We start from the raw sequence: 22535 nt of genomic DNA, 5'->3' as shown, positions 1-22535 counted from the left end.
TCGCTCACTCGCCGGTGACCGCCGTCCAGCGGGCTTCCAGCGCCTCGATGGCCCGGATGCGCTCGTCGGTTTTCGGATGGCTCATCAGCCAGGCGGGCATCGTGCCGCCGGGCGCCGCGGTCAGTTGGTCGAGTTTCCGGAACAGTGCCTTTTGCGGCCCGGTCCCGATGCCCGCCTTGGTCAGCAGCGCAGCCGCATAGGCGTCGGCCTCGTATTCGTCCTGACGGCTCAGCCGCGCGGCCAGCAGAGAGGCCAGCATGTTCGCGATCATGACCCCCAGCCCCGGCAGGAACCGGCCCAGCACCATCGCCAGCGCCGTGCGCAGCGCATTCTGCCCCGAGAAGTCGATCATCCGCCGCCGCGTATGGCCCAGCGCCACATGGCCCATCTCATGCGCGATGACGCTGGCCAGTTCCTCGGCGCTGACCTCGCCCGCCCGGTAACGGTCGTGGAATCCGCGGGTCAGGAAGATGCGCCCGTCGGGGGCGGCCAGCCCGTTCACCGGCGCGATCTCGTAGATGTGAACGCGAATCCGCGGCAGATCGAGCGCCTCGGCCATCCGGTCGGTCAGCCGCTTGAGCCGCGCATCCGCCAGTTCGGTCGAACGCGCATCCAGCTCGCGCGAGGTGCGCCAGGCGGAAAAGCGATACATCGCAAGTGCATAGAGAACGGCCAGAAGGATCGGCGTGAATTTCAGCATGGGCCAGATATGGGGCAGGCGCGCCGCGGTGGCAATCCGGGGTGGCCGCGTCTTCTGTGCAGAGGGCAACCGAATGTGAACCTTCTGCACCCATCCTCGCCGCGATGTCACCGACTCAGAACGAGAGGCGCATGCCGCTGCGCAGACAGATCCTCGCGCTTGCCCTGCTGGCGGTCTGCAATGGTCTGGCCAGCATGGCTGCGGCGCAGGCCGTGTCGCTGTTGGGCGAAGGCGGGATTTTCGGCGCGCGCAGTGCATTGGTGCCGGTGATGCACACGCCTCCCGACATGGACGAAGGGGCCGGTCCCAGCCTGTTCGCCGGTCGGGAGGGGGCGAGCCTGTTCGCCCCCGGAACGCCGCGGGCAGAGCGGTCGCGGAGCAGCGGGCTGGGCCGCGGGCCTTCGGGGTTGCGGCTGTCGGGCACGTCGGCCTTTTTCGCCGAGGCGGTCCGCGACCTGATCGCCCGCGCCGAGGCCGGGTCCAAGGGCTATGACGCGGTGCAACACGGTGCACGCATCCCCCCGCCACGGCGCCCGACCGAAATGACCATCGGCGAGATCTATGCCTGGATCAAGGCGACCCCGCGCCAGCCCCATGCCATCGGTCGCTACCAGTTCATCCCCTCGACCCTGCGCCGCCTGGTCAACGAGCTTGGCATCGACGAACGCACGCGCTTTTCGCCCGAGGTGCAGAACCGGCTGGCGGACCTGTTGCTTGAAGAGGCGGGCATGGGCGAGTTTCTGGCGGGCCGGATGGACCGGCGCAGCTTCATGAACAACCTTGCCAGGATCTGGGCGGGCTTTCCCAATTCCAGCGGCAAGTCGCATTACCACGGCTATGCCGGCAACAGCGCAACGATGAGCTGGGCGCAGTTCTCGGCCCATATGGACCGCATCTTTCCGGGCTGAGCTTGCGGCGCAGGTTGCGGGAACCGGACCGCAGCCTGTTGAGGGCGAACAGGAAATCCGTCGCGCTTTGGTCGCGTCGTAACGGCTACCGCAGGCGCGGCTCAGGCCATGCGCCGCTCGCGTCCCGAGATGACCATCAGCTCGCCGATATTCTCGCGCGTGATGTAGCCGATCATCCGCCCCGTCGGCTCGGTCACCGCAACGGCCGGGGCGCCGCTGTCCTGCAAGGCATCCAGCGCGGCATCCAGCGGTGCGGACAGCGCCACGGTCGGGATGCCTTCGGTCATCGATTCGGCCACGGGCCGCATCGGGTTGCCCTCGGCCAGTGCGGCGAACAGCGCGTTGCGGGTCAGGAAGCCGCGCAGCCCGCCCCCGGCATCGACGACCGGGAATTCGTGCTGGGTCGTGCGGATCACCGCGTTCGAGGCCACCTGAAGCGTGTCAGAGGGCCTGAGCGTCTCGAAATGGGTAATCATCGCATCGCGCGCCCGCAGATGCCGGGCCATGTCGCGCAGCGAGACATCGGCGCTTTCGGCGCCCGCGGCGACAAAGACGAAGATCGCGATCAGCACCAGAAGCGGGCTGCCCGAGGTCAGGCCGAGAAAGCCGAACAGGAAAGCCAGCGCCTGTCCCGAGCGCGCCGCCAGCCGGGTCGCCGCAACCCGCCCCATGCCGTAGGACAGCGCCGCGCGGAACACCCGCCCGCCATCCATCGGGAAGGCGGGGATCATGTTGAACAGCACCAGAAACAGGTTGATCGCGGCCAGATTGCCCCAGAACGCCGCCGCGCCGCCCTCGCCGAGTTTCGCGAGATTGGCGAAATCGGTCTGGGCGCCCAGCCCCACCAGCACCGCCCAGATCACCACGTTCACCGCAGGCCCGGCCAGCGCCACGGCGATTTCCTGCCCGGGCTGCTCGGGCATCCGGTCCAGCCGCGCCAGCCCGCCGATCGGCAGAAGCGTGATGTCGGGCGTCGCGATGCCGAAGCGGCGCGCCATCAGTGCATGGCCGAACTCATGCGCCACCACGCAGGCAAACAGCGCCAGCACGAAGACCACGTTGATCGCGGCCGTCGCGGGGCCATCGGCGATCCAGCTTGCCGCCCCGATCCAGGCCAGCAGCAGGAAGAAGGTGGCATGCACCCTCAGTTCCGAGCCTAACAGGCGGCCGATGGGAAAGGACCAGGTCATCGCCTATGCCTCTGGGCGCGGGCCGGGCCGCGGCCTTGTCAGAACGGGATCTCGTCGTCGAGATCGGCCGCCGGGGCCGGGCCCGGCCGGCTGCCATAATCGTCGCCGCGGCCCTGGTCGTAATCGCCATACCCGCCGCCGCCATAGTTTCCGCCGCCGCCGCTGCCGCCGCCTTCGCCGCGGCCGTCAAGCATGGTGAGCGCTCCACCGATTCCAGCCACGACAACATCGGTGGAATAGCGGTCTTGTCCAGATTGATCCTGCCATTTTCGGGTCTGAAGCGACCCTTCGACATAGACCTTAGACCCCTTGCGGAGATATTGTTCAGCAACGCGCACCAGACCATCGCCCCTGAGAACGACATTGTGCCATTCGGTCCGCTCGCGCCGCTCGCCGGTATTGCGGTCCTTCCAGGTTTCCGAGGTCGCAATCCGGAGAGTGCAGATCTTGCCGCCGTCTGGAAAGCTGCGCACCTCGGGGTCGCGGCCCAGATTGCCGATAAGGATGACCTTGTTGACCGAACCCGCCATATGCGTTCCCCCTGTCGATTCTGAGATGTCGCGTTGTCCTGTTTACACCACCCCGTCACCGCCAAGGGAAGGTCAAAATCCGCCCTTGCCTCGGCGCTCCGGGCCGGGGTGACGCAAGGCGGTGCTCAAGGCTGGCGCGGGCGGCGGTTTTTTTCTATAGTCCCGCCGACGCGAAAGAAGATCGGACGAGGGACAGTGCTTCGCAACTTCACGACCGCCCTGGCGCTGCTTGGGCTCGGTGCATATCCCGTTGCGGCCGATATGACCGTATCCTCCAAGGCGCGGGCGGTGATCTTCCAGTCGCAGACCCGCGTGCTCGATGGCCGTGCGGCGCAGCAATATGCCAATTCCGTGCGGCTTCAGCCGCACCGCTTCGTCACCCCCTCGGCGGGCGGCACGCTGCCCTATGCTGGCAAGTATCGCGGAGAATATCTCGAACATGCCCGCGCCGCCGCCCGGCGCCATGGCGTGCCCGAGGATCTGTTCCTGCGCCTCGTGCAGCAGGAATCGGGCTGGAACCCGGGGGCTGTGTCTCACAAGGGGGCGATCGGGCTGGCCCAACTGATGCCCGAAACCGCGCGGCTTCTGGGCGTGGATCCGCGCGATCCGCACCAGAACCTTGACGGCGGCGCCCGCTATCTGCGCCGCCAGTATGAAAAGTTCCAGTCCTGGCGGCTGGCGCTGGCGGCCTATAACGCCGGTCCCGGCGCGGTCGAGCGGCATGGCGGCGTGCCGCCCTATGCCGAGACGCAGACCTATGTCCGGCGGATCTGGGGCAGCTAGGCCGGCGCCTATTCGGGTGCCGGGATCAGCCGCGTGACGCCCACCGCTGCCGCGCGCGCCAGCGCAGGGTCAAGCGACATCGGGATATATTCGCCGCGCCGCCACAACTCGCCCAGATCGTCGTAATGGCGGCTGAGCGGGTGGCCCGATTGCCCGGTCGAGATCACGAACACCGAACTGTCGGGATCGGCGAAATCATAGACCCCGCGATAGCCCGCGCCGTGGATGCTGGCGAAGGGCTCGGGATCGCGGCCGCGCGTCAGCCCGCGGTTCAGCGTGTTGTCGCCGCCCGAGGTCGGCTGGCGGATATTGACGAACCATTTCAGGAACGGCACCTCGCCCAGCACCGGATGATCGTGCCAGGCTTGATGCGCCGCGCCCCAGCGCAGCGATTCGAGCGATCCGCCATAGGTCTCGGCCAGCCACAGAAGTGCCTCGTCCAGCGCAAGACGGGCGATCTCGGTACAGGTCTCGACGGTGCCCGACTGGCGGATGTCGCACCAGATGGCGGCGCCGTCGATGTCACGGAATACCCGTTCGATGAAAAGCGGCTCGACATGGATGAACTCGTCGGCCAGCGGACCCAGCTCGTCGCGGATCAGTCGGTTCTGAAGATTCCGAAGCCAGGCGGCATAGATCAGCGGCTCGGGCAGATGCTCGTTCATCTCGCCGTTCCAGGCCGCCAGCAGTTCCAGCGCGCGCTGGCGCCGCCGCTCGGGGCTGCCTGCGGGGGCGGGCTCGCCGGTGAACCAAAGATCGCGCGCGATCAGCGGCAGAAGCGACTGCGCGGTGAAGGACACGGTATCAAGCTGCGCCTCGATGAAGCTTTCGCGGGTATGCACCGAGCGGCGCGTCATCAGCGTCTTCCAGCGCTCGATCCGCTGGGTGTCGCCCCAGTCGAAACTGACATGCAGCGGAAACGGCCGGTCCAGAAGCTTGTTGTTGGTGTTGCCCAGGATGCCGCTTTCGGGCGCACGGAAACGCGGGTTGGCGGCATAGTTCAGCCAGCCCTGCCAGCGGTTCTCCTCGCGCCAGCCCGGCACCGGCAGGCGCCCCTGGCTCTGGTGCTCGGCCAGACGGCGGGGCATGGCGCCCACGGTCTGCAACGCGATGGTCTTCTGATCGGCCACCACGAGGTTCTGCGCGGGCGCAATGTAGAAGCGGCCCGCCTCCAGCGCCTCGTCGATATCGCGAGACCGCATCAGGCTCATCGCCGCGCTGAGCGAGGTATCGGCGCCGTTCAGCAGCGTCCAGCCCAGCGCCGTCACATGGCCCGGCGGCGTGATCGAGCCCAGCCCGTAATGCCCGCCGGGCAGCACCGGGCCATTCTCGGTCCAGCGCATCGTGATCGTGACCGGTTCGGCATCCGCGACCCGGATGATCGAACGGCGCGTCTCGAACGGCTTGAACCCGTCCGGGGTGCGGTATTCCTCGGGATTGTCGGGGTTGATCTGTTCCAGGAACACGTCCTGATCGTCCAGATAGGCGGTGGTCATGCCCCATCCCAGATTGGCCGACCGCCCCCCCAGGATCACCGGCAGGCCCGGGATCGTGCCGCCGATCACACCGCCCGAGGCCAGCTCCAGCCGCGCGAGATACCAGATCGACGGCGCGGTAAAGCCCAGATGCGGGTCGCTGGCCAGAAGCGTGCCGCCCGCGGCCGAGCGGTTGGGCGCCGCGGCAAAGACATTCGAGGCCGAGGCGAAGGCGCGCGGGGCAAAGGGCGACAGCGGCCCCTCGGCCATCCGTTCCAGCGGCGCGGCCGAGGGCAGGATCCCGGGGGCGAGCGCGGCATAATCGGGCAGGGCCGTCAGCCCCGGACCGGGTGCGTCGGGCATCAGATCGCCCACCCGCTCGGCCCCGATCAGCAGCGACAGGCGCGCGCGCAGCACCTCGGTTTCCAGATGCGTCGACAGCCGCAGGCCCATCACCTTGATGATGGCAATGGAATCGGCGGGCTGCCACAGCGCGACCTCGGGCGGGAACAGGAAGAATTCCGGCGCGCCGCGGCCGCGGGCATCGGCATTGACCCGGGCGATCCAGGCATTGACCCCGTCCGAATAGGCCCGCAAGGCGGCGGCCGTATAGGGATCCTGCACATCGACCGAGCTTTGCGACTGACCGTAAAGGTCCAGCCGCCGCACCAGCTCGTCGATCGCCAGCGTCCGCGTGCCAAAGATCTCGGACAGCCGCCCCTGCGCGGTGCGCCGCAGCATCGTCATCTGCCACAGCCGGTCCTGCGCATGGGCAAAGCCCAGCCCGAAGAACACGTCGGCATCCGTTTCGCCGAAGATATGCGGGACATTGGCGTTGTCGCGCACGATCTCGACCGGCGCCGAGATCCGGGCGACGCTGTGCGTGGCCTCGTATTCGGGCAGCGACCGCGACGCGAGGTAATAGATTGTGACACCGGCTAGGAAGGCCAGGATCACCGCGGCCGTGAAAAGCCGCAGAAGCCAGCGGAAAAGCCCGGCCATGTCCGCACCATTGTTGACGCCCCCGATGCGGCCGTTAGTTAGGGGCAAACGCCAAAGACTGCAACGAGGGGGAAGATCCGATGGCAAAGGTCGCGTTTCTGGGGCTTGGGGTGATGGGCTACCCGATGGCGGGGCATCTGGCGGCCAGGGGCCATGAGGTCACGGTCTACAACCGCACCGCCGCCAAGTCCGGGGCGTGGGTGGCGCAGCATGGCGGCCGGGCTGCCGCGACGCCCGCCGAAGCGGCGGCCGGGGCGGAATTCGTGATGGCCTGTGTCGGCAATGACGACGACCTGCGCGCGGTCTGCACCGGGGCGGACGGGGCCTTTGCGGGCATGGCGGCGGGCACGGTCTTTGTCGATCACACCACCGTTTCGGCGGCCGTGACGCGCGAGATGCATGCCGCCGCAGCCGCCGGGGGCATCGGTTTTGTCGATGCGCCGGTGTCGGGCGGGCAGGCCGGGGCCGAGAACGGCCAGCTTGTGGTGATGTGCGGCGGCGAGGAGGCCATATATGCCCGCGCCGAGCCGGTGATCGCGTCCTATGCCAAGGCCTGCCGCCTGCTGGGCGCAAGCGGGGCGGGGCAATTGACCAAGATGGTCAACCAGATCTGCATCGCCGGGCTGGTTCAGGGTCTGGCCGAGGGGCTTCACTTCGCCGAGAAGGCAGGGCTTGACGGGCGCGCGGTTGTCGAGGTGATCGGCGGCGGCGCGGCCGGAAGCTGGCAGATGATGAACCGCTACGAGCCGATGATCGAGGACCGCTTCGATTTCGGCTTCGCCGTCGACTGGATGCGCAAGGATCTGGGCATCTGTCTTGCCACCGCCAACGAGACCGGCGCCAGCCTGCCGGTGACGGCGCTGGTCGATCAGTTCTACAAGGATGTCCAGAAGCTGGGCGGCGGGCGCTGGGACACCTCAAGCCTGATCCGCCGCCTGCGCGCCATGGGCTGAGTCCGGGCGCTGCGGCAATCCGTCATGGGCGGGTTGCCGCGCCACCGCCACAGTCCGGCGCGCGCGACTCGGTCCGATCAGCGCAGCCCCTCGCGCGCAATCAGCGCGGCCAGGTCGCGCAGCGCCTCGCCGCGGGCCGCGGCGATGGCAGCCGGGCCGCCGCCGGGGGCGATCCGGGTGGTGATGGCGAAGCTGCCAGAACGCCCGCGCCGCCCCTGTTCGGGCGCCACGAAATACTGGCCCGACAACCGGAACCGGCCATCCGCCTCGGCCAGCATGTCCGAGACGCGCACCTCCAGCGTGGCGGCGGCGCGCTCGAAGAAGGGCCAGGGTTCGGCGGCGACGGTGGCCCCCGTCATCCGGCCCAGATAGCGCGCCAGATCGGCGGTGATCGCGCGGGCCGGATCGTCGGCCCAAAGCACCGCGGGCGCGGGCGCCAGCGCCCCGTCCGCGGTGCGGATATGGATTTCGTCAGAGGCGGCATAGGCAGGCAGCGCAACCTCGCGCAGCGCCACGGTGGCAAAAGCCGAGGGCAGGCGCGGGCCTGCGACCGGCGACTCGGGCACGGTGTAGCGCAGCGGCGGGGTGCTGGCGCAGCCTGCGGCAAGGGCGACCAGCGCAAAGGCGAGAAGGGGGGCGTGTTTCATCTCTGGCGTCCCTAGCGTCCGAACAGGATCGAATTGGGGTTGCGTTCCAGCGTCCGCGCCAGCGCCGATACGGCGCGGGCGGCGCGTTCGACCTCGCGGATGGCGGGGCCAAGATCGCGGCCGACCCCGCGTGTCGCGTCATAGTCGCGGATCGTCGCGGCGGCCTCGTCCAGCACGCTGCGGGCGCGGTTCAGAAGGGCGGGCAGGTCTTCGGCGGCGGCTGAAAACCCGTCGGCGGCGGCCCGGGCCGAAGCCAGCGTGGCGTTCGCATTCTCGATCACGCCGCCATCGCGCAGATCGGCCAGCACCGCGCGCAACTCGCCCAGCGCAGCGGACAGATCGGCGGGCAGGGCGCGTGCGTCATCGGTATCGACCAGCCGCGCCGCGGCGTCGAGCAGCGCCGAAAGCCGGGCGGCCAGTTCGTCCAGCGGCACGGCCTCGGCATTCTCGGCGATGCCGGTCAGGCGGGCGATCAGATCGGGCACCCCCTCGACCGTGCTTTCGACGCGGGCGGCGGCGGCCGCGGCGGCGTCGATGGCCGCGCCCAGTCGCCCGGCGGCGTCGCTTTCGTTCAGCCGCGCGACCAGCGTTTCCAGTTCGCCCACCGCGGCCGAGAGCCGCCCGGGCAACGCCTGCGCCTCGTCGGTGCCGACAAGCCCACGCGCCTCGCCCAGCAGGGCGCGCACCTCGCCCGGTACGGCGCGGATATCCTCGCTGCCGGCCAGCCGGGCGATGTTGTCCAGCGCGGCGATGGTGCTTTCCATCACCTGCTCGATGGGCAGGGCGCTGATGCGGTTATAGATCCCCTCGGCGGTGGCGGCGGCATCGGCGATCTCGGCGGGTGCGGTGGGGATCGCGGGGTTCGGGCTTGCGTCGCGATCCAGCGCGGCGGGCGGCGCCTCGGCCAGTTCGACCAGTTCGACCTTGAGCCCGCCGGTCAGCAACGAGGCCGTGGCCAGCCGCGCGCGCAACCCCTCGTCCACGCGGGCGGCAAGGTAGTCAAGCGCCGCCTCCGGGTCGGGCGTGCCCTCAAGGCCCAACTGGCGGGGCCGGATCGCCAGAGTCGCTGCCAGCCGAACGCGCTCGTCCCCGAAGCGCGCGGCATCCACGATCCCGCCCAGCGCCGTCACCCGGCCGATGCGGATGCCGCCCAGATCGACCGGCGCATCCACCGCAAGGCCGCTGACATTTTCCTCGAAGACCGCGGACAGGCTCAGCAATTCGCCCTCGTCCGGGCCGAACAGGCTGGCGCGCGCCGCGGCCTCGTCGGGATAGACGTTGAACTGCGTGCCCGGCTCCACCGGCGCCCCCCCCGAGACCACGGTGCGAAAGGTGATCCCGCCCGACACCAGCGAGGCGAGCGAGTCGAAATCCAGCCGCGCGCCGCCGGGCCCCAGCGAGAACCGGAAGCCCGAGGTATCCCAGAACCGCGTCGCCGACGAGATCAGCCGGTCATGAGGGGCAAAGATGATCGCTTCCGCCTCGACCGTGGCGCCGTCCTCGGACACTTCGGCGCGGCCGATCCGGCCGACCTCGATGCCGCGATAGACGATGGGCGCCTCGGCCGTCAGCGCGGCCGAGCCTGCCGCGCGCAACCGCAGCCTGAGCGCCGGGCGCCCCTCGCGGTTCAGCGGCGCGGTGGTCGAGGCGTCGTGGCGCTGGACGAAGCCGCCGGGGGTGTCGTCCCAGATCCCCTCGATGAAGGTGCCCGACAGCACGGTTTCCAGCCCCGACACGCCACGCGGCGTCACCTCGGGGCGGACCACCCAGAATTGCGCGTCGTCGTCCACGAAGTCGGCCACGTCGCGATCCAGCCGCACACCGACCAGCACCTTGCCCAGCCCTTCGGTAAAGGCGACGCTTTCCACGATGCCCACGGTCACGTCGCGATAGCGCAGCTCGGTTTCGCCCGCGCGGATGCCCGAGGCGGTCTCGAACACCAGTTCCAGAAGCGGCCCGCGTTCCATGTAACTGTTCCACGCCACCCCCAGCGCGATCACCAGCGCCGCGGCCGGAATCACCCAGACGATGGACAGCCGTTCCAGCAGGCTGCGGCGGGCGGGCTCGATGGGGGTTTCGGGCGGCAGGTCGGTCATGCGCGGCGGCCCTCCCGCTCGGCGTCCCAGATCAGGCGGCTGTCGAAGCTTTGCGCCGAGAGCATGGTGAAGATCACAGACAGCGCAAAGAACAGGCTGGCCGGGCCCGGACTGACCGAGGCGACGGCGCCAAGCTGCACCAGCGAGGCCAGGATCGCGACCACGAAGACGTCTATCATCGACCAGCGGCCGATATATTCCACCACCTGGTAAAGCTGCTGGCGGCGGCTGCCGGACAGGGCGCTGCCATGGCGCACGCCCAGCGCTAGCATGGCAATGGCCAGGAACTTGCCCAGCGGGATCGCGACCGAGGCGGTCAGGATCACCAGCGCGATGCCCCAGTTGCCGTGCCGGGCAATCTCGATCGCGCCGCCGACGATCGTGGCCTCCTGTGAGGCGACCAGCGTGCGGGTGGACAGCATCGGGTAGAGATTGGCGGGCACATAGGCGATCACGCCGACCAGCCACCACGCCCAGACCCGTTGCAGCGCCAGCGGCGCGCGGGTGTGCAGCCGATGCCCGCAGCGCCCGCAGCGGTCCGTTCCCGCGGGCCAGACCCGGGTGCAGCTTGTGCAGGCCACCAGCCCCATCTCGCGCGCGGTTCTCAGCGTTCCAGCGATTTCCATACCGAATACCTGCACATGAATCCGTCCTGCACCACCACCAGCACGACGAGGGCGGCGAACATCCAGAAGGCGGGGCCGAAATGGACCTGCGCCAGATCGGCGATCTTGACCAGCGCGATCGCGCAGCCGATGACAAAGATCTCGGCCATCGACCAGGGCCGCAGCTCTTCGGAGAGCCGGAAAGCGGCGGCGGCGTGGGGCGCGGGCGGGCGGTCCAGCACGACGGGGCCGAGCACATAGATCACCAGCAGCGCGCGCAGCACCGGGATGAACACGATCAGCGCCGCCACCGCCAGCGCAAGCATGGCGACCGGCCCCGCCGCGGCAAAGGCCAGCGCGGCGTCCAGTACCGAACTGGCATTGCTGCGCCCGGCGACCTCGATGGCGAGAAAGGGGGCCAGCGTCGCCGCCACCACCAGCACCACCACCGCCACGGCGACCGCGATCAGCTGCTGGCCCGCCCGGCGGCGCGGCGCGATCAGCACCGTGTTGCAGCGCGCGCAGACCGCGCGTTCGCCCGGCCCGGGCTGGACCGCGCGATAGACCGCATCGCAGCGCGGACAGGCGATCAGCGCGGCCAGATCCGGCCCGATGGCTTGCGGGGCGGGGGGCAGGGGTTGCGGCACGTCCAAGGGGGTCATGGGCACAAGCATAGGGGGTGGGGCGGCGCAATCCAACGCCCTAGGGCGAACGATCCCGCGGATGTGCGGTCTGGGCGGCCGGTCGGACCTGTTTCGACAGTTGCACCGCCAGGATGCCCGCCATGATGACGCCAACGCCCGCCACGTCCAGCGGCCCCAGCGTTTCGCCCAGCAACAGCGCAGCGATGGACACACCGAAGAACGGGCTGAGGAAGTGGAAGGTTGCCGCCCGCACCGCGCCGATCCGGCGCACCAGCAGGAACCAGATCAGCGTGGCGACGAGGCCGGGGAAGATCGTCGTGTAGGCAAAGGCCAGGATCAGCGGCCAGCTCCAGCGCACCTCGGGGCTTTCGCCCGCGACGACCGAGGCCACGGCCAGCGCCGCTGCGCCCACCAGCATCTGAAGCCCGACGATCATCAGCACATTGCCGCCCGACGAGGCGCTGCGCACCGCCAGCGTCGCCGTGGTCAGCGCGAACACGCCCCCGACGCACAGCATGAGCCCGTAGAGATCGACGCCGCCGGTGATCCGGCTGCCCATGATGATCGCGACCCCGGCAAAGCCGATCACCAGCCCCAGCGTACCCAGCGGCCGCACCTTTTCGCGCAGCACCAGCCAGCCGAACAGCGCCACCAGAAGCGGCATGGTCGAGGCGATGATCGCCGCCATAGAGGCTTCGAGGGTCTGCATCGCGACGAAGTTGAGGCCAAGATACAGCGCGTTCTGGCTGATGCCGAAGATCAGCGTGGCGCGCCATTGCTCGCGCGTCAGCCGCCAGCTTTGCCCCAGCGCCAGCGCGATGCCGACGCCCAGCAGCCCCGACAGCAGGAAGCGCAGCGCCAGCGCGCCCAAGGGCGGCGCATCGGCAACGATGATCCGCGCCGAGGTGAAGGCCGAGGCCCAGATGAAGGCGAAGGCAAGGCCCATCGCCAGCGCGCGCAGATCCATGGCGACCCCACAAAGCGAAAGGGCCGCCACGCGGGCGACCCTGAACCGTTTCCGGCACTGCGGAAAGGCGCGGGCCTCAGCCGTTCACGCTGTCCTTCAGCGCCTTGGCAATGGTCATCTTGACAACCTTGTCCGAGGGCTTCTTGAACTGTTCGCCGGTGGCGGGGTTGCGCACCATGCGCTCGGGACGCTCGCGGCAAGAGATCTTGCCCACGCCCGGCAGGGTCACCGAACCGCCCGCAGCCACTTCGCGGGTGATGATATTGGTCACCGCGTCCAGCGCCGCCGTCGCGGTTTTCTTGTCCGCGCCCATCTCCTCGGCCAGGGCCGCGACGAGCTGGGTCTTGGTCATCGGTTTCGCCATCTAGGGTCTCCTCGTTCGTGCCCTCTTTGGGGGCTCATCTCGGGGATTAAACTCGATATTGCGGCAACACACAACGATTTGTGGAATGAAACGGCCAATTTTCACGCATTTTGTGGTCGATTTCCGCCTAGAGGAAGGCCGTTTCCTCGAAGCTGCGCAGCTTTCGGCTGTGAATCCGCTCAAGCGGCATCTCGCGCAGCCGCTCCATCGCGCGGATTCCGATGGCCAGATGGCGCGAGACCTGGGTCTTGTAGAAGTCGCTGGCCATGCCCGGCAGCTTCAATTCGCCATGCAGCGGCTTGTCGGACACGCATAGAAGCGTGCCATAGGGCACCCGGAAGCGAAAGCCGTTGGCCGCGATGGTCGCGCTTTCCATGTCCAGCGCGATGGCGCGCGATTGCGACAGCCGCTGCACCGGGCCGGACTGGTCGCGCAATTCCCAGTTGCGGTTGTCGATGGTGGCCACGGTGCCGGTGCGCATGATGCGTTTCAGTTCGAAGCCCTGAAGCTGCGTGATCTCGGCCACCGCCTCTTCCATCGCGACCTGAATCTCGGCCAGTGCCGGGATGGGCACCCAGACCGGCAGATCGTCGTCCAGAACGTGATCCTCGCGCAGATAGCCATGGGCCAGCACGAAATCGCCCAGACGCTGCGAATTCCTCAGCCCCGCGCAATGGCCGACCATGATCCAGGCATGCGGGCGCAGGACCGCGATATGATCGGTCGCGGTCTTGGCGTTCGAGGGGCCGACGCCGATATTGACCAGCGTGATGCCCTGACCATCGGCGCGCTTGAGGTGATAGCTGGGCATCTGCGGCAGCTTGGCGGGCGCGGGCAGGGCGGCGTCGGGGGTGGCGATCAGCGCATTCCCGGGGCCCACCAGCGCGGTATAGCCCGAGGCTGGATCGGCCAGCGCGGCGCGGGCGAAAGCCTCGAATTCCTCGACATAGAACTGGTAGTTCGTGAACAGGACGTGGTTCTGGAAATGCTCGGGCGCGGTGGCGGTGTAATGTTCGAGCCGCGCCAGCGAATAATCCACCCGCTGCGCGGTAAAGGGGGCCAGCGGGCGTGCGGCGCCCTCGGCCAGCGCCAGCGTGCCGTTCACGATGTCGTCGTTCGTGGTGTTCAGATCGGGCACGTCGAACAGGTCGCGCAGCGGATAATCCAGTACCCCCTCTTGCGGGACGGACAGCCCGGTTTCGCCAGCAACGGCGAAATGCACCGGGATCGGGGTGTCCGAGGGGCCGATCAGCACCGGCTGGCCATGATTGGCGATCAACAGGCCGATCTGCTGGCGCAGGTAATTGGCGAACAGGTCCGGCCGGGTGATGGTTGCGCCATAGGTTCCCGGCTCGGCGACATGGCCAAAGGACAGACGGCTGTCGACCTGGGCATGGGTGGCGGTGGCAAAGCGCACCTGCGGATAGACCGCGCGGAACCGGGCCTTCGGCGCCTCGCCCGCCAGCGTCTGGCGGAACCGCGTGCACAGGAAGCTGCGCGAGATGTCATAGATCTCGACCAGCCGCGCGACCGCCGCCCCGGCATCGGTGAATGCCTCGGCTCCGGGCAGATCGGGGCTGAGAAGCGGCAGTTCGTCGGCGTGGTCCTGCATGTTCGCGGTATCCCCGGGCTGTGCCGGGACAGGTTTCACGCTTTGGCCGCCCGGCGCAAGCCCTGCGCGCGCCCCCTTGCCGCGCGGCGCCGGGCGCGCGATGCTGGGGCCATGACAGGAACGCTTCTTTCCATCGGACATGGCTATTCCGCGCGCGAGCTGGGCCGGGTTCTTGGCCCGGGCTGGCGCGTCATCGGCACCACCCGCAGCTCCGAACGTGCGGACGAGTTGCGCGCCGAGGGGGTCGAGCCGGTGATCTGGCCCGGCGACGATCTGCGCCCGGCGCTGGCCGCGGCCAGCCATGTCCTGAGTTCGGTGCCGCCCGGTGCGGGGGGCGATCCGGTGGTGGCCGCGCTGGGCGATGCACTGCGCGACGCCCGGCATCTGGTCTGGGTCGGCTATCTGTCCACCACCGGCGTCTATGGCGATCATCAGGGCGGCTGGGTCGACGAGACGACGGCGCTGACGCCCGCCACGGGGCGCGGTGCGGCGCGGGTGGCCGCCGAGGCGGAATGGGCGGGGCTGGGCCTGCCGCTGCACATCTTCCGGCTGCCGGGTATCTATGGGCCGGGCCGCTCGGCGCTGGATCGGCTGCGCGACGGAACGGCGCGGCGGATCGTGAAACAGGGGCAGGTCTTTTCGCGCATCCATGTCGAGGATATCGCGCAGGTGCTGGCGGCCTCGATGGCGCGGCCGAATCCCGGTGCCATCTACAATGTCGCAGATGACGAACCCGCGCCCGCGCAGGACGTGATCGCCTTTGCCGCAAGGATGCTGGGCCTGCCGCTGCCGCCCGAGATCGCGTTCGAGGAGGCCGGTCTTGGCCCGATGGCGGCCAGCTTCTATGCGGAATCCAAGCGGGTGCGCAACGACCGTATCAAGACCGAGCTTGGCATCCATCTGCGCCACCCCGATTACCGGGCGGGGCTGGCCGCGATCCTCGAAGCCGAGGCTGGCAATGATTAGGGCCGGCCGCCTGCGCGACCGGCCCCGGTGCTCAGATCCGGCCAGCCAGCAGCGGCAGCGTCATCTCGGCGGCATAGTCGCGCGCCTGGGCCAGATAGGTGTCATAGCTTTCGCGCACCTTCGCCACATCGGCGCTTGCGGCGCTCAGCTCGTCCTGAACCTCGGCCCAGGCATTGCGCAGCGCGGCGATCACGTCTTCGGGGAAGGGCAGGAACTGCACGCCCTGCGCCTTGAGGTCGGCCATGGCCCTGGCGTTGTAATAGTCGAACTGCGCCTGAACTTCGAGCGCTGCGGCATAAGCTGCCGCCTCGCAGATCGCCTGAAGGTCGGGGGACAGCTCGGCCCAGGCATCGGCATTGAACACGATGGCCAGCCCCGCGCCCGGCTCGTTGAAGGCGGGCACGTAGCACAGGTTGGTCAGCTTTTGCAGTCCGAACGCCTGATCCAGCATCGGCCCGACCCATTCGGCGGCGTCGATCGCGCCCGATTGCAGCGCCTGGAAAATCTCGGGCGGGGGCATCAGAACGGCGTTCACGCCAAGCTTGCGATAGATCTCGCCGCCCAGCCCCGCGATGCGCATGTTCATGCCGCGCAGGCTGTCGACGCTGTCGATGGGCCGCTTGAACCAGCCGCCGGACTGCGTGTTGGAATTGCCCGAGTAGAACGGCTTGAGGTTGCGCTGGGCATAGATCTCGTCCCAGATCGCCTGCCCGTCGCCCCAGCGCAGCCAGGCGAAATGCTCGTTCGAGGTCATCCCGAAGGGAACGCCGGTGAACCAGTGGATCGCCGGGTTCTTGCCCGCGGCATAATAGGTCGGGCCATGGCCCACCGGCGCGTTGCCCGCCTGCACCGCATCCTCGACCGCAAAGGCGGGCACCAGTTCGCCCGCGCCATGCACGGTAAAGCTGAGCCGCCCGTCCGACATCGCCGCGACCTTTTCGGCGAAGCTCACGACATTGGTGCCGACGGCGGGAGCGTTCTTGGGAAAGGCGGTGGGCAGGTTCCAGGTGATCTTGCCCTGCGCAATGGCCGGGGCGGCCAGCGTGCCTGCGGTGGCGACACCGGCGCCAGTGGTCAGGAAGGTTCTGCGGTCCATGTCGGTCCTCTCGGGTCTCAGCGGAAAATCTGGTGCGGCAGCCATGTGGCAAGCCCGGGCCAGGCTATCAGAACCGCAAGGGCCGCAAGCTGCAACATGACAAAGGGGACAACGCCCCGATAGGTGTCGAACGTGGTGATGTCGCGCGGCGCGACCGAGCGGAAATAGAACAGCGCGAATCCGAACGGTGGCGTCAGGAACGAGGTTTGCAGGTTCATCGCGATCAGGATGGCGAACCAGATCGGCGATATGTCGGTGCCCAGGATCGGCGGGCCCAGCAGGGGAACCACGATATAGATGATCTCGACCGCTTCCAGCAGGAAGCCCAAGAGGAAGATCAGCACCATCACCAGCGCGATCGCGCCATAGGTTCCGCCGGGCAGGGCGGCCATCATCTCGGCCACCATCCGGTCGCCGCCGAAGCCGCGGAACACCAGAGCCAGAAGCGAGGCCGCGACCACGATGCCGAAGACCATGCCCGAGATGCGGATCGTCTCGGTCATAGCACCTTGCAGAAGCCCCGCCGCCCAGAGCCGCAGCGCGCCCCAGAGCGTGCCCAGCCCGATCACCAGCGCGGCCGCCAATGCGGCCAGCGCCGCAGGGCTGCCCGCTGCTGCGCGGCCCATGCCGCCCATGCCGATGCCCACCAGCGCCAGCGCCGCGAACCCGGCCCCCGCGATCAGCCAGCGGCCCGCGCGGAGCGGTTCGGCGGCATGAGCGGCCAGCAGCAGCGCACCGACCGCGCCCAGCCCCGCGGCTTCGGTCGTGGTTGCGACACCCGCAAGGATCGAGCCCAGCACCGCAAGGATCAGCAGGACCGGCGGCAGGAAGGTGAACAGCACCTCGGCCGCGGGCACGGGATCGCGCGGGGCGTGGGGTGCGGTCAGCGGCGCGGGTTTCAGCCGCAGCGCGACGTAAAGCGCGTAAAACGCCACCAGCATCAGCCCGGGGATCAGCGCGCCCGCGAACAGATCGCCGACCGAGACGGCATCGGGGGCGAAATTGCCCGCCCGTTGCTGCGCCTCGAGATAGACATTGCCGATCTGGTCGCCCAGCAGCACCAGCACGATCGAGGGCGGGATCACCTGGCCCAGGGTTCCGGCGGCGCAGATCAGCCCCGCCGCCAGCCGCTTGTCCACGCCCGCCGCGCGCATCGCGGGCAGGCCGATCAGCACCAGCATCACCACGGTTGCCCCGATGATGCCGGTCGAGGCGGCGATCAGCGCCGAGAAGGCCAGAACGCTCAGCGCCATGCCACGCGACGATCCGCCGGTCAGCCGCGCCAGCACGCCAAGCATCCGTTCGGCCAGACGCGCGCGTTCCAGCAGCACGCCCATCAGGATGAACAGCGGCACCGCCATCAACAGCCGGTTCGACATCACCCCCCAGACCCGGGCGGGATAGAAGTTCAGGAAGGACAGGTCGAACACCCCGAATGCCGCACCCGCCAGCGCAGTGACCAGCGGCACGCCCGCAATTGCCAGCATGGCCGGGATGCCGCTGAGGATGCCCGCGAACAGCCCAAGGCCCATCGCCAGCAGGAACGCCTCGGCCCCGGTCATTTCCGCACCCTCGGGGCCAGAACCTGCGCGATGCCTTGCAGGATCATCATCGCCGCCGCCACCGGCAGCGCGGTCTTGACCAGGTAAAGCCCCTGCATCCCCCCCGTCTCGACCGAGCTTTCGCGGATCGACCAGGAATAGGCCAGCTCCGGCCAGTAGGCGCGGATCAGCAGCCCGAAGACGGGGATCAGGAACAGCACCAGCGCCACCGCATCGGCCGCGCGCAGATAGCCCGGGGGCAATTGTTCCGAGATCACCTCGACCCGGACATGGCCGCCCCTGGCCAGCGTCACCGGCAGGCTGAACGCCACCAGCACCGCAAAGGCATAACCGGCGGCGTCCTGCAACTGGATGAAGCCCAGGCCGAAGCCGTAGCGCAGCACCACGATGGCCAGCACCGCGCCAGTCAGGAACAGACCCGCGCTGATGCACAGCGCCAGTGCGGCGCGGTCAAGCCAGCGGCAAAGCGCCAGATAGGCGGAAAGGGGTCGAGATAGTGTCATCGGGCGGGCCTTGCCACAGCCTTGCGAAAAGGGCAATCGCGGCATGCGGCGAATGACGCTGGCCCGCGGCGCCGGATGCGCTATGCTGCGCCGCAGCAAGAAAGGGATCGCCATGGCGGATCGGATCGTCGTTCTGGGGGGCGGCTTCGGCGGCATGTATGCGGCGCGCGCACTGCGCAAGCGGCTGGGCAAGTCGGTGCGGGTCGAGTTGATCAATGCCGACAACTATTTCGTCTTCCAGCCGCTTCTGCCCGAGGTCGGCGCGGGCTCGATCACGCCCGGCCATGCGGTGTCGCCGCTGCGCTTCCTGCTCAGGGGCGTGTTCGTGCGCAAGGCGCTGATCGACAGCGTGGATTTCGAACGCCGCATCGTCACCGTGTTTCAGGGCATCCAGCGCCGCCCGACCGAGGTTCGCTATGACCATCTCGTGATCGCGTTGGGGCAGGGGGTGGATCTGTCGCGCAGCCCGGGGCTTGAGGAACATGCGCTCAAGATGAAGACGCTGGAGGATGCCCGGCGCCTGCGCGAGCATGTGATCGAACAGCTTGAACATGCCCAGGTCAGCCAGGTGCCCGAAACCAAGCGCGGCGCGCTGACCTTCACCGTGATCGGCGGCGGCTTCTCGGGCGTCGAGACGGTGGGCGAGATGAAGGAACTGATCGACCGCTCGCTGAAATTCTATCCGCGCATCGACCCGTCGGAGGTGCGGGTGCAACTGGTCGAATTCGCCCCCCGCATCCTGAACGAGATGCCCGAGCGGCTGGCGCGCTATGCCGCCGATCACCTGACCCGCCACGGGGTCGAACTGAAGCTGAACACCGGCGTCGCCTCGGCCACGGCCACCCAGCTTGTCACCACCAATGGCGAGGTGATCGACACCCGCACCATCGTTGCCACCATCGGCAATTCGCCCCTGCCGGTCGTCGCGCGCATGGGCCTGCCCAGCCAGCATGGGCGGATCGCGGTGGACCGCGCGCTGCGCGTCAGGGGGCACGAGAATGTCTGGGCGCTGGGCGATTGCGCACTGATCCCGCTGAAGGAGGGCGCCGAGGCGCGCGCCGATTACGCCCCCCCCACCGCGCAATTCGCTGTGCGCGAGGCCAAGCTTATCGCCCGCAACATCGCCGCCGCCGTCAAGGGCAAGACGGTGCAGCCCTTTGCCTATCGCTCGCGCGGGTCGCTGGCCTCGCTCGGCGCGCATCGGGGTGTGGCCGAGGTCTTCGGGCTGCAACTGACCGGATTTCCGGCCTGGGTGCTCTGGCGGTCCTATTACCTGGCGCTGCTGCCGGGGATGGGCACGCGGATCAAGGTGATGGTGAACTGGACGCTGGACATGCTGGGTGCGCGCAGCGTCGTGCAATTGCGCGCGCTGCCCCGCCCGCCGATGCGCTATGCCCATTTCCGTGCGGGCGATATCGTCTATGAGGCCGGGCACCGGTCTGACGGGTTCTATTCGGTGATCTCGGGCGCGGTCGAGATGGAGCGCAAGGATCCCGTCACCGGCCAGACGCATCTGCGCCGCATCGGCCCCGGCGGGCATTTCGGCGAACGGCTGATCCTTGGGGCGACGCGGCGCAAGACCACCGTGCGCGCCGTCGAGGACACACGGGTTCTGGTGCTGAACCGCGAGGAATTCCTGATGCTGGCCGAGGGTTTCCCCGCCTTCCGCGAATATTTCCGTCCCTATATGGAGGCCCGCGGCGCGGAATGGCCGCCCGGCGCCTGACGGTTCCCCGCGGGGCCTGCGCGCTTGCCCCGCCGCGCGCGCCATGGCAGATCGGACCCATGTCGCGCCCCCTTGCCCCCCGCCCGCGCTTCGGCGATCAGACGCCGCCCGCGATCTTTCCGCCCGTTCTGGGCGCACTTGCGCTTGGGCTGGCCTGGCGCCAGAGCGCGGACATCCTTGCCGCCCCGCCGGCGGTGGGCGAGCTGATCCTGGGCGCGGTCACGCTGCTTTACCTGTTCTGCGTGGCGTCCTATGCGCTGAAAGTCGTGCGCCGCCCCGGCGTCCTGCCCGAGGATCTGCGCGTGCTGCCGGGGCGCGCCGGGCTTTCGGCGATGGTGCTGTCGGCCTATCTCGTTTCCGCGGCGCTTGTGCCCCTTGCCCCGGGGGCGGCGCTGGGCGTCCTTGGCGCGGCGCTCGCGCTGCATGCCGGTCTTGTCGCGCTGGTTCTGGCTGCGCTGATCCGTGGCCCGGCCGAACAGCGCCGCGTGACGCCGGTCTGGCACCTGCAATTCGTCGGTTTCATCCTCGCCGCGCTGCCCGCGCAGGCGCTGGGTTTCGCCCCGCTGGCGAGCGTGCTGCTTCATGTGACCGGCGCGGCGGCGCTGGCGATCTGGGGCGCGAGCCTTGTCCAATTCCTGCGCGAGGATGTGCCCGCGCCCCTGCGCCCGCTGCTTGCCATTCACCTTGCGCCTGCCTGCCTGCTCGGCAGCGTGGCGCTGGCGCTGGACAACCCCGGCCTTGGCTGGGCCGCAACGCTGTTTGCCGGACTGCTGGGCGCGGGGCTGCTGATCCGTCTGCCCTGGCTCATCAAGGCGGGCTTCTCGCCGCTCTGGGGCGCCTTCACCTTCCCGCTGGCGGCCCTGGCCAACCTGCTGCTGGGCCTGGCGCCGGGGCAGGGCACGGCCATCGGGATCGCGGGCGGGATCGTTCTGGTCGCGGCCACGCTGGCAATCCCGCCGATCCTGGTCGCGATCCTCAGGGCCTGGGCGCGCGGCGGGCTCGGGGCCCGGACCAATGCCGCCCGGGTCTGACCGCCGGCCATCCCCCGGCGCCCATGCCGACTGGCTTGCCGGGCTCGATGGCGGCACCCGGCGCCATTACCCGGCTGGCGCCACCATCGCAGAGCCCGGCGACGGTCCCGACCGGCTGTTCGTTCTGGACGAAGGCCGCGCCCGGATCTGCCTCAGCGGGGCGGGGCGCGATCTGACGCTGGGCCATCTGCATCCGGGCGGCGTCTTTGTCACCCATACCCGCGCCCGGGTCGAGGCGCTGGAACCCTGCACCTTGGTCGCCTGGCCCGTCGGCGAGATGCTGCGCCTGATCGCCCGCCAACCCGATCTGGGCCTCGCCGCCTTCCGCGAGATCGGGCTTCTGCTGGCCGGTGCGCTCGACCTGATCGAGGATCTGGCCTTCCGCCCGGTCGGCGCACGCCTTGCCCGCTTCCTGCTGGCCGAGGCCGCCCGCCAGAACAGCGCCACGATCCGCCTCGCCGACAGCACCGAGGCGCTGGCCACCGCGCTCGGCACCTCGCGCCAGACGCTCTCGACGCTCTTGAACCAGCTGATCCGCGAGGGGCTGATCGAACGCGCGGGACGACGCCAGCTGCGGCTTCTGCGCCCCGAGCGTCTTGCCGATCTTGCCGAGCTGTCATCTGGCTGACAGACAGGCGGCAGATTTCCGACTAGAACGCTCGGCATTCAGGATTCACAGGATCCGGCCCCCCGCGCCGGACGCCCCAACCGGGACGATGACGACATGACCGACCAGACCCCCGACCGCTATGTCAGCTTCCTCGGGCTCGACTGCACCGGCAAGGCCGACCGCCTGATGGAGATGCTTGCCGCCCATATGGACGGGACCGACTCGCGCTGGGTCGGCTATTTCGAGCGCAAGCTTGCCGAAAAGACGCGGATGGGGGCGGACAACCTGCATTTCGTCGGCAGCCAGGTCAACGCGCTCATGGCATTCTTCGAGGAAACCGGCGACAAGGCCGCGCAGGATCTTCTGTGGAATCTCGAACAGACCTGCTGCTGAGCCCCGTCCTTCTTCTGGCCCCAAATATCCCCGCCGGAGGCACCGCGCGCGGTACGCGCGCGGCCACGCCCAACCCCGGACAAGCGGGGCGCCTGCGCCCTGCGCCGGACGGGGGTGGGAGCGCCCCCTTGCCCCCGCGATTGGCCCTTTCCTTTTTCGCCCCCCCATGAAA

At 68.9% G+C, this 22535-nt stretch carries 22 protein-coding genes; 8 read left to right on the top strand and 14 right to left on the bottom strand.

Translation table 11 applies throughout. The annotated features are described in order from the left end of the window. Positions 1–4 precede the first annotated feature (4 nt). Positions 5–700, bottom strand: coding sequence for a M48 family metalloprotease (locus GH815_RS04435; protein WP_153747545.1), 696 nt, complete (start codon positions 698–700; stop codon positions 5–7). A gap of 131 nt (positions 701–831) precedes the next feature. Here GH815_RS04435 and GH815_RS04430 point away from each other — a divergent pair, with 131 nt between their 5' ends. Continuing rightward, entirely contained in the window at positions 832–1608 is a 777-nt protein-coding gene (locus tag GH815_RS04430) for a lysozyme family protein (protein ID WP_153747544.1), read from the top strand. A 101-nt stretch (positions 1609–1709) separates the two neighbouring features. Here GH815_RS04430 and GH815_RS04425 read toward each other — a convergent pair whose 3' ends face one another. Continuing rightward, entirely contained in the window at positions 1710–2798 is a 1089-nt protein-coding gene (locus GH815_RS04425) for a site-2 protease family protein (RefSeq protein ID WP_153747543.1), read from the bottom strand. Positions 2799–2836: 38 nt separating this feature from the next. After that, entirely contained in the window at positions 2837–3328 is a 492-nt protein-coding gene (gene ssb, locus GH815_RS04420) for a single-stranded DNA-binding protein (protein WP_153747542.1), read from the bottom strand. 261 nt (positions 3329–3589) lie between these two features. Between ssb and GH815_RS04415 the strand changes: the two genes are divergently transcribed. Further along, a complete protein-coding gene (locus tag GH815_RS04415; protein ID WP_153747541.1) occupies positions 3590–4111 on the top strand; it encodes a lytic transglycosylase domain-containing protein in 522 nt (173 codons plus the stop codon). Positions 4112–4119: 8 nt separating this feature from the next. On the opposite strand, the gene GH815_RS04410 is transcribed toward GH815_RS04415, so the two are convergent. Next, positions 4120–6588, bottom strand: a complete 2469-nt coding sequence (locus GH815_RS04410) for a penicillin acylase family protein (RefSeq protein ID WP_153747540.1) — start codon at positions 6586–6588, stop codon at positions 4120–4122. An 80-nt stretch (positions 6589–6668) separates the two neighbouring features. Here GH815_RS04410 and GH815_RS04405 point away from each other — a divergent pair, with 80 nt between their 5' ends. After that, the gene (locus GH815_RS04405; protein WP_153747539.1) at positions 6669–7541 is read left to right on the top strand and encodes an NAD(P)-dependent oxidoreductase; all 873 of its coding nucleotides are present in this window, start codon (positions 6669–6671) and stop codon (positions 7539–7541) included. Positions 7542–7618: 77 nt separating this feature from the next. Here the strand turns inward: GH815_RS04405 and GH815_RS04400 are convergent, their stop codons facing one another. The 7 genes from GH815_RS04400 to GH815_RS04370 all read right to left on the bottom strand — a co-directional run bounded on the left by GH815_RS04400 (position 7619) and on the right by GH815_RS04370 (position 14476). Further along, complete coding sequence (locus tag GH815_RS04400) at positions 7619–8188, bottom strand: PqiC family protein (RefSeq protein ID WP_153747538.1); 570 nt, start codon at positions 8186–8188, stop codon at positions 7619–7621. A gap of 11 nt (positions 8189–8199) precedes the next feature. Then, complete coding sequence (locus GH815_RS04395) at positions 8200–10284, bottom strand: MlaD family protein (RefSeq protein WP_153747537.1); 2085 nt, start codon at positions 10282–10284, stop codon at positions 8200–8202. Continuing rightward, on the bottom strand, positions 10281–10910 hold the full coding sequence (locus tag GH815_RS04390; protein WP_246176314.1) for a paraquat-inducible protein A: 630 nt from the start codon (positions 10908–10910) through the stop codon (positions 10281–10283). Before GH815_RS04390 ends, GH815_RS04395 begins: the two co-directional genes overlap by 4 nt. Then, positions 10889–11551, bottom strand: coding sequence for a paraquat-inducible protein A (locus GH815_RS04385; protein WP_153747536.1), 663 nt, complete (start codon positions 11549–11551; stop codon positions 10889–10891). The genes GH815_RS04390 and GH815_RS04385 overlap by 22 nt, the downstream gene beginning before the upstream one ends. A gap of 40 nt (positions 11552–11591) precedes the next feature. Beyond that, positions 11592–12500: a DMT family transporter gene (locus tag GH815_RS04380; protein ID WP_153747535.1), complete on the bottom strand. Its 909-nt coding sequence runs from the start codon at positions 12498–12500 to the stop codon at positions 11592–11594. 76 nt (positions 12501–12576) lie between these two features. Then, positions 12577–12864: an HU family DNA-binding protein gene (locus tag GH815_RS04375; RefSeq protein ID WP_153747534.1), complete on the bottom strand. Its 288-nt coding sequence runs from the start codon at positions 12862–12864 to the stop codon at positions 12577–12579. A 127-nt stretch (positions 12865–12991) separates the two neighbouring features. Next, positions 12992–14476 (bottom strand): AMP nucleosidase, encoded by a 1485-nt coding sequence (locus tag GH815_RS04370; RefSeq protein WP_153747533.1) that lies wholly within the window; start codon positions 14474–14476, stop codon positions 12992–12994. 111 nt (positions 14477–14587) lie between these two features. On the opposite strand from GH815_RS04370, the gene GH815_RS04365 reads away from it, so the two are divergent. Continuing rightward, positions 14588–15442 carry an SDR family oxidoreductase gene (locus GH815_RS04365; RefSeq protein ID WP_153747532.1) on the top strand — a complete coding sequence of 285 codons (855 nt, stop codon included), beginning with the start codon at positions 14588–14590 and terminating at the stop codon, positions 15440–15442. A 31-nt stretch (positions 15443–15473) separates the two neighbouring features. Here the strand turns inward: GH815_RS04365 and GH815_RS04360 are convergent, their stop codons facing one another. The 3 genes from GH815_RS04360 to GH815_RS04350 are packed head-to-tail and all read right to left on the bottom strand — an operon-like array spanning position 15474 to position 18603. Beyond that, complete coding sequence (locus GH815_RS04360) at positions 15474–16538, bottom strand: TRAP transporter substrate-binding protein (RefSeq protein WP_153747531.1); 1065 nt, start codon at positions 16536–16538, stop codon at positions 15474–15476. A 17-nt stretch (positions 16539–16555) separates the two neighbouring features. Continuing rightward, positions 16556–18100 (bottom strand): TRAP transporter large permease, encoded by a 1545-nt coding sequence (locus tag GH815_RS04355; protein WP_153747530.1) that lies wholly within the window; start codon positions 18098–18100, stop codon positions 16556–16558. After that, positions 18097–18603, bottom strand: a complete 507-nt coding sequence (locus GH815_RS04350) for a TRAP transporter small permease subunit (RefSeq protein ID WP_153747529.1) — start codon at positions 18601–18603, stop codon at positions 18097–18099. The genes GH815_RS04355 and GH815_RS04350 overlap by 4 nt, the downstream gene beginning before the upstream one ends. A gap of 112 nt (positions 18604–18715) precedes the next feature. Between GH815_RS04350 and GH815_RS04345 the strand changes: the two genes are divergently transcribed. The 4 genes from GH815_RS04345 to cowN all read left to right on the top strand — a co-directional run bounded on the left by GH815_RS04345 (position 18716) and on the right by cowN (position 22363). Next, the gene (locus GH815_RS04345; protein WP_153747528.1) at positions 18716–20329 is read left to right on the top strand and encodes an FAD-dependent oxidoreductase; all 1614 of its coding nucleotides are present in this window, start codon (positions 18716–18718) and stop codon (positions 20327–20329) included. A 59-nt stretch (positions 20330–20388) separates the two neighbouring features. Continuing rightward, positions 20389–21360, top strand: a complete 972-nt coding sequence (locus GH815_RS04340; RefSeq protein WP_153747527.1) for a TDT family transporter — start codon at positions 20389–20391, stop codon at positions 21358–21360. Next, entirely contained in the window at positions 21344–21988 is a 645-nt protein-coding gene (locus GH815_RS04335; protein ID WP_153747526.1) for a Crp/Fnr family transcriptional regulator, read from the top strand. Before GH815_RS04340 ends, GH815_RS04335 begins: the two co-directional genes overlap by 17 nt. A gap of 96 nt (positions 21989–22084) precedes the next feature. After that, the gene (gene cowN / locus GH815_RS04330) at positions 22085–22363 is read left to right on the top strand and encodes a N(2)-fixation sustaining protein CowN (RefSeq protein ID WP_153747525.1); all 279 of its coding nucleotides are present in this window, start codon (positions 22085–22087) and stop codon (positions 22361–22363) included. Positions 22364–22535: the final 172 nt, after the last annotated feature.

Source organism: Rhodovulum strictum, assembly GCF_009649175.1.
Taxonomy (GTDB): Bacteria; Pseudomonadota; Alphaproteobacteria; order Rhodobacterales; family Rhodobacteraceae; genus Rhodovulum; species Rhodovulum strictum.
The sequence above is the reverse complement of the archived record's forward strand: the minus strand, read 5'-3'. Positions and strand labels throughout refer to the sequence as shown.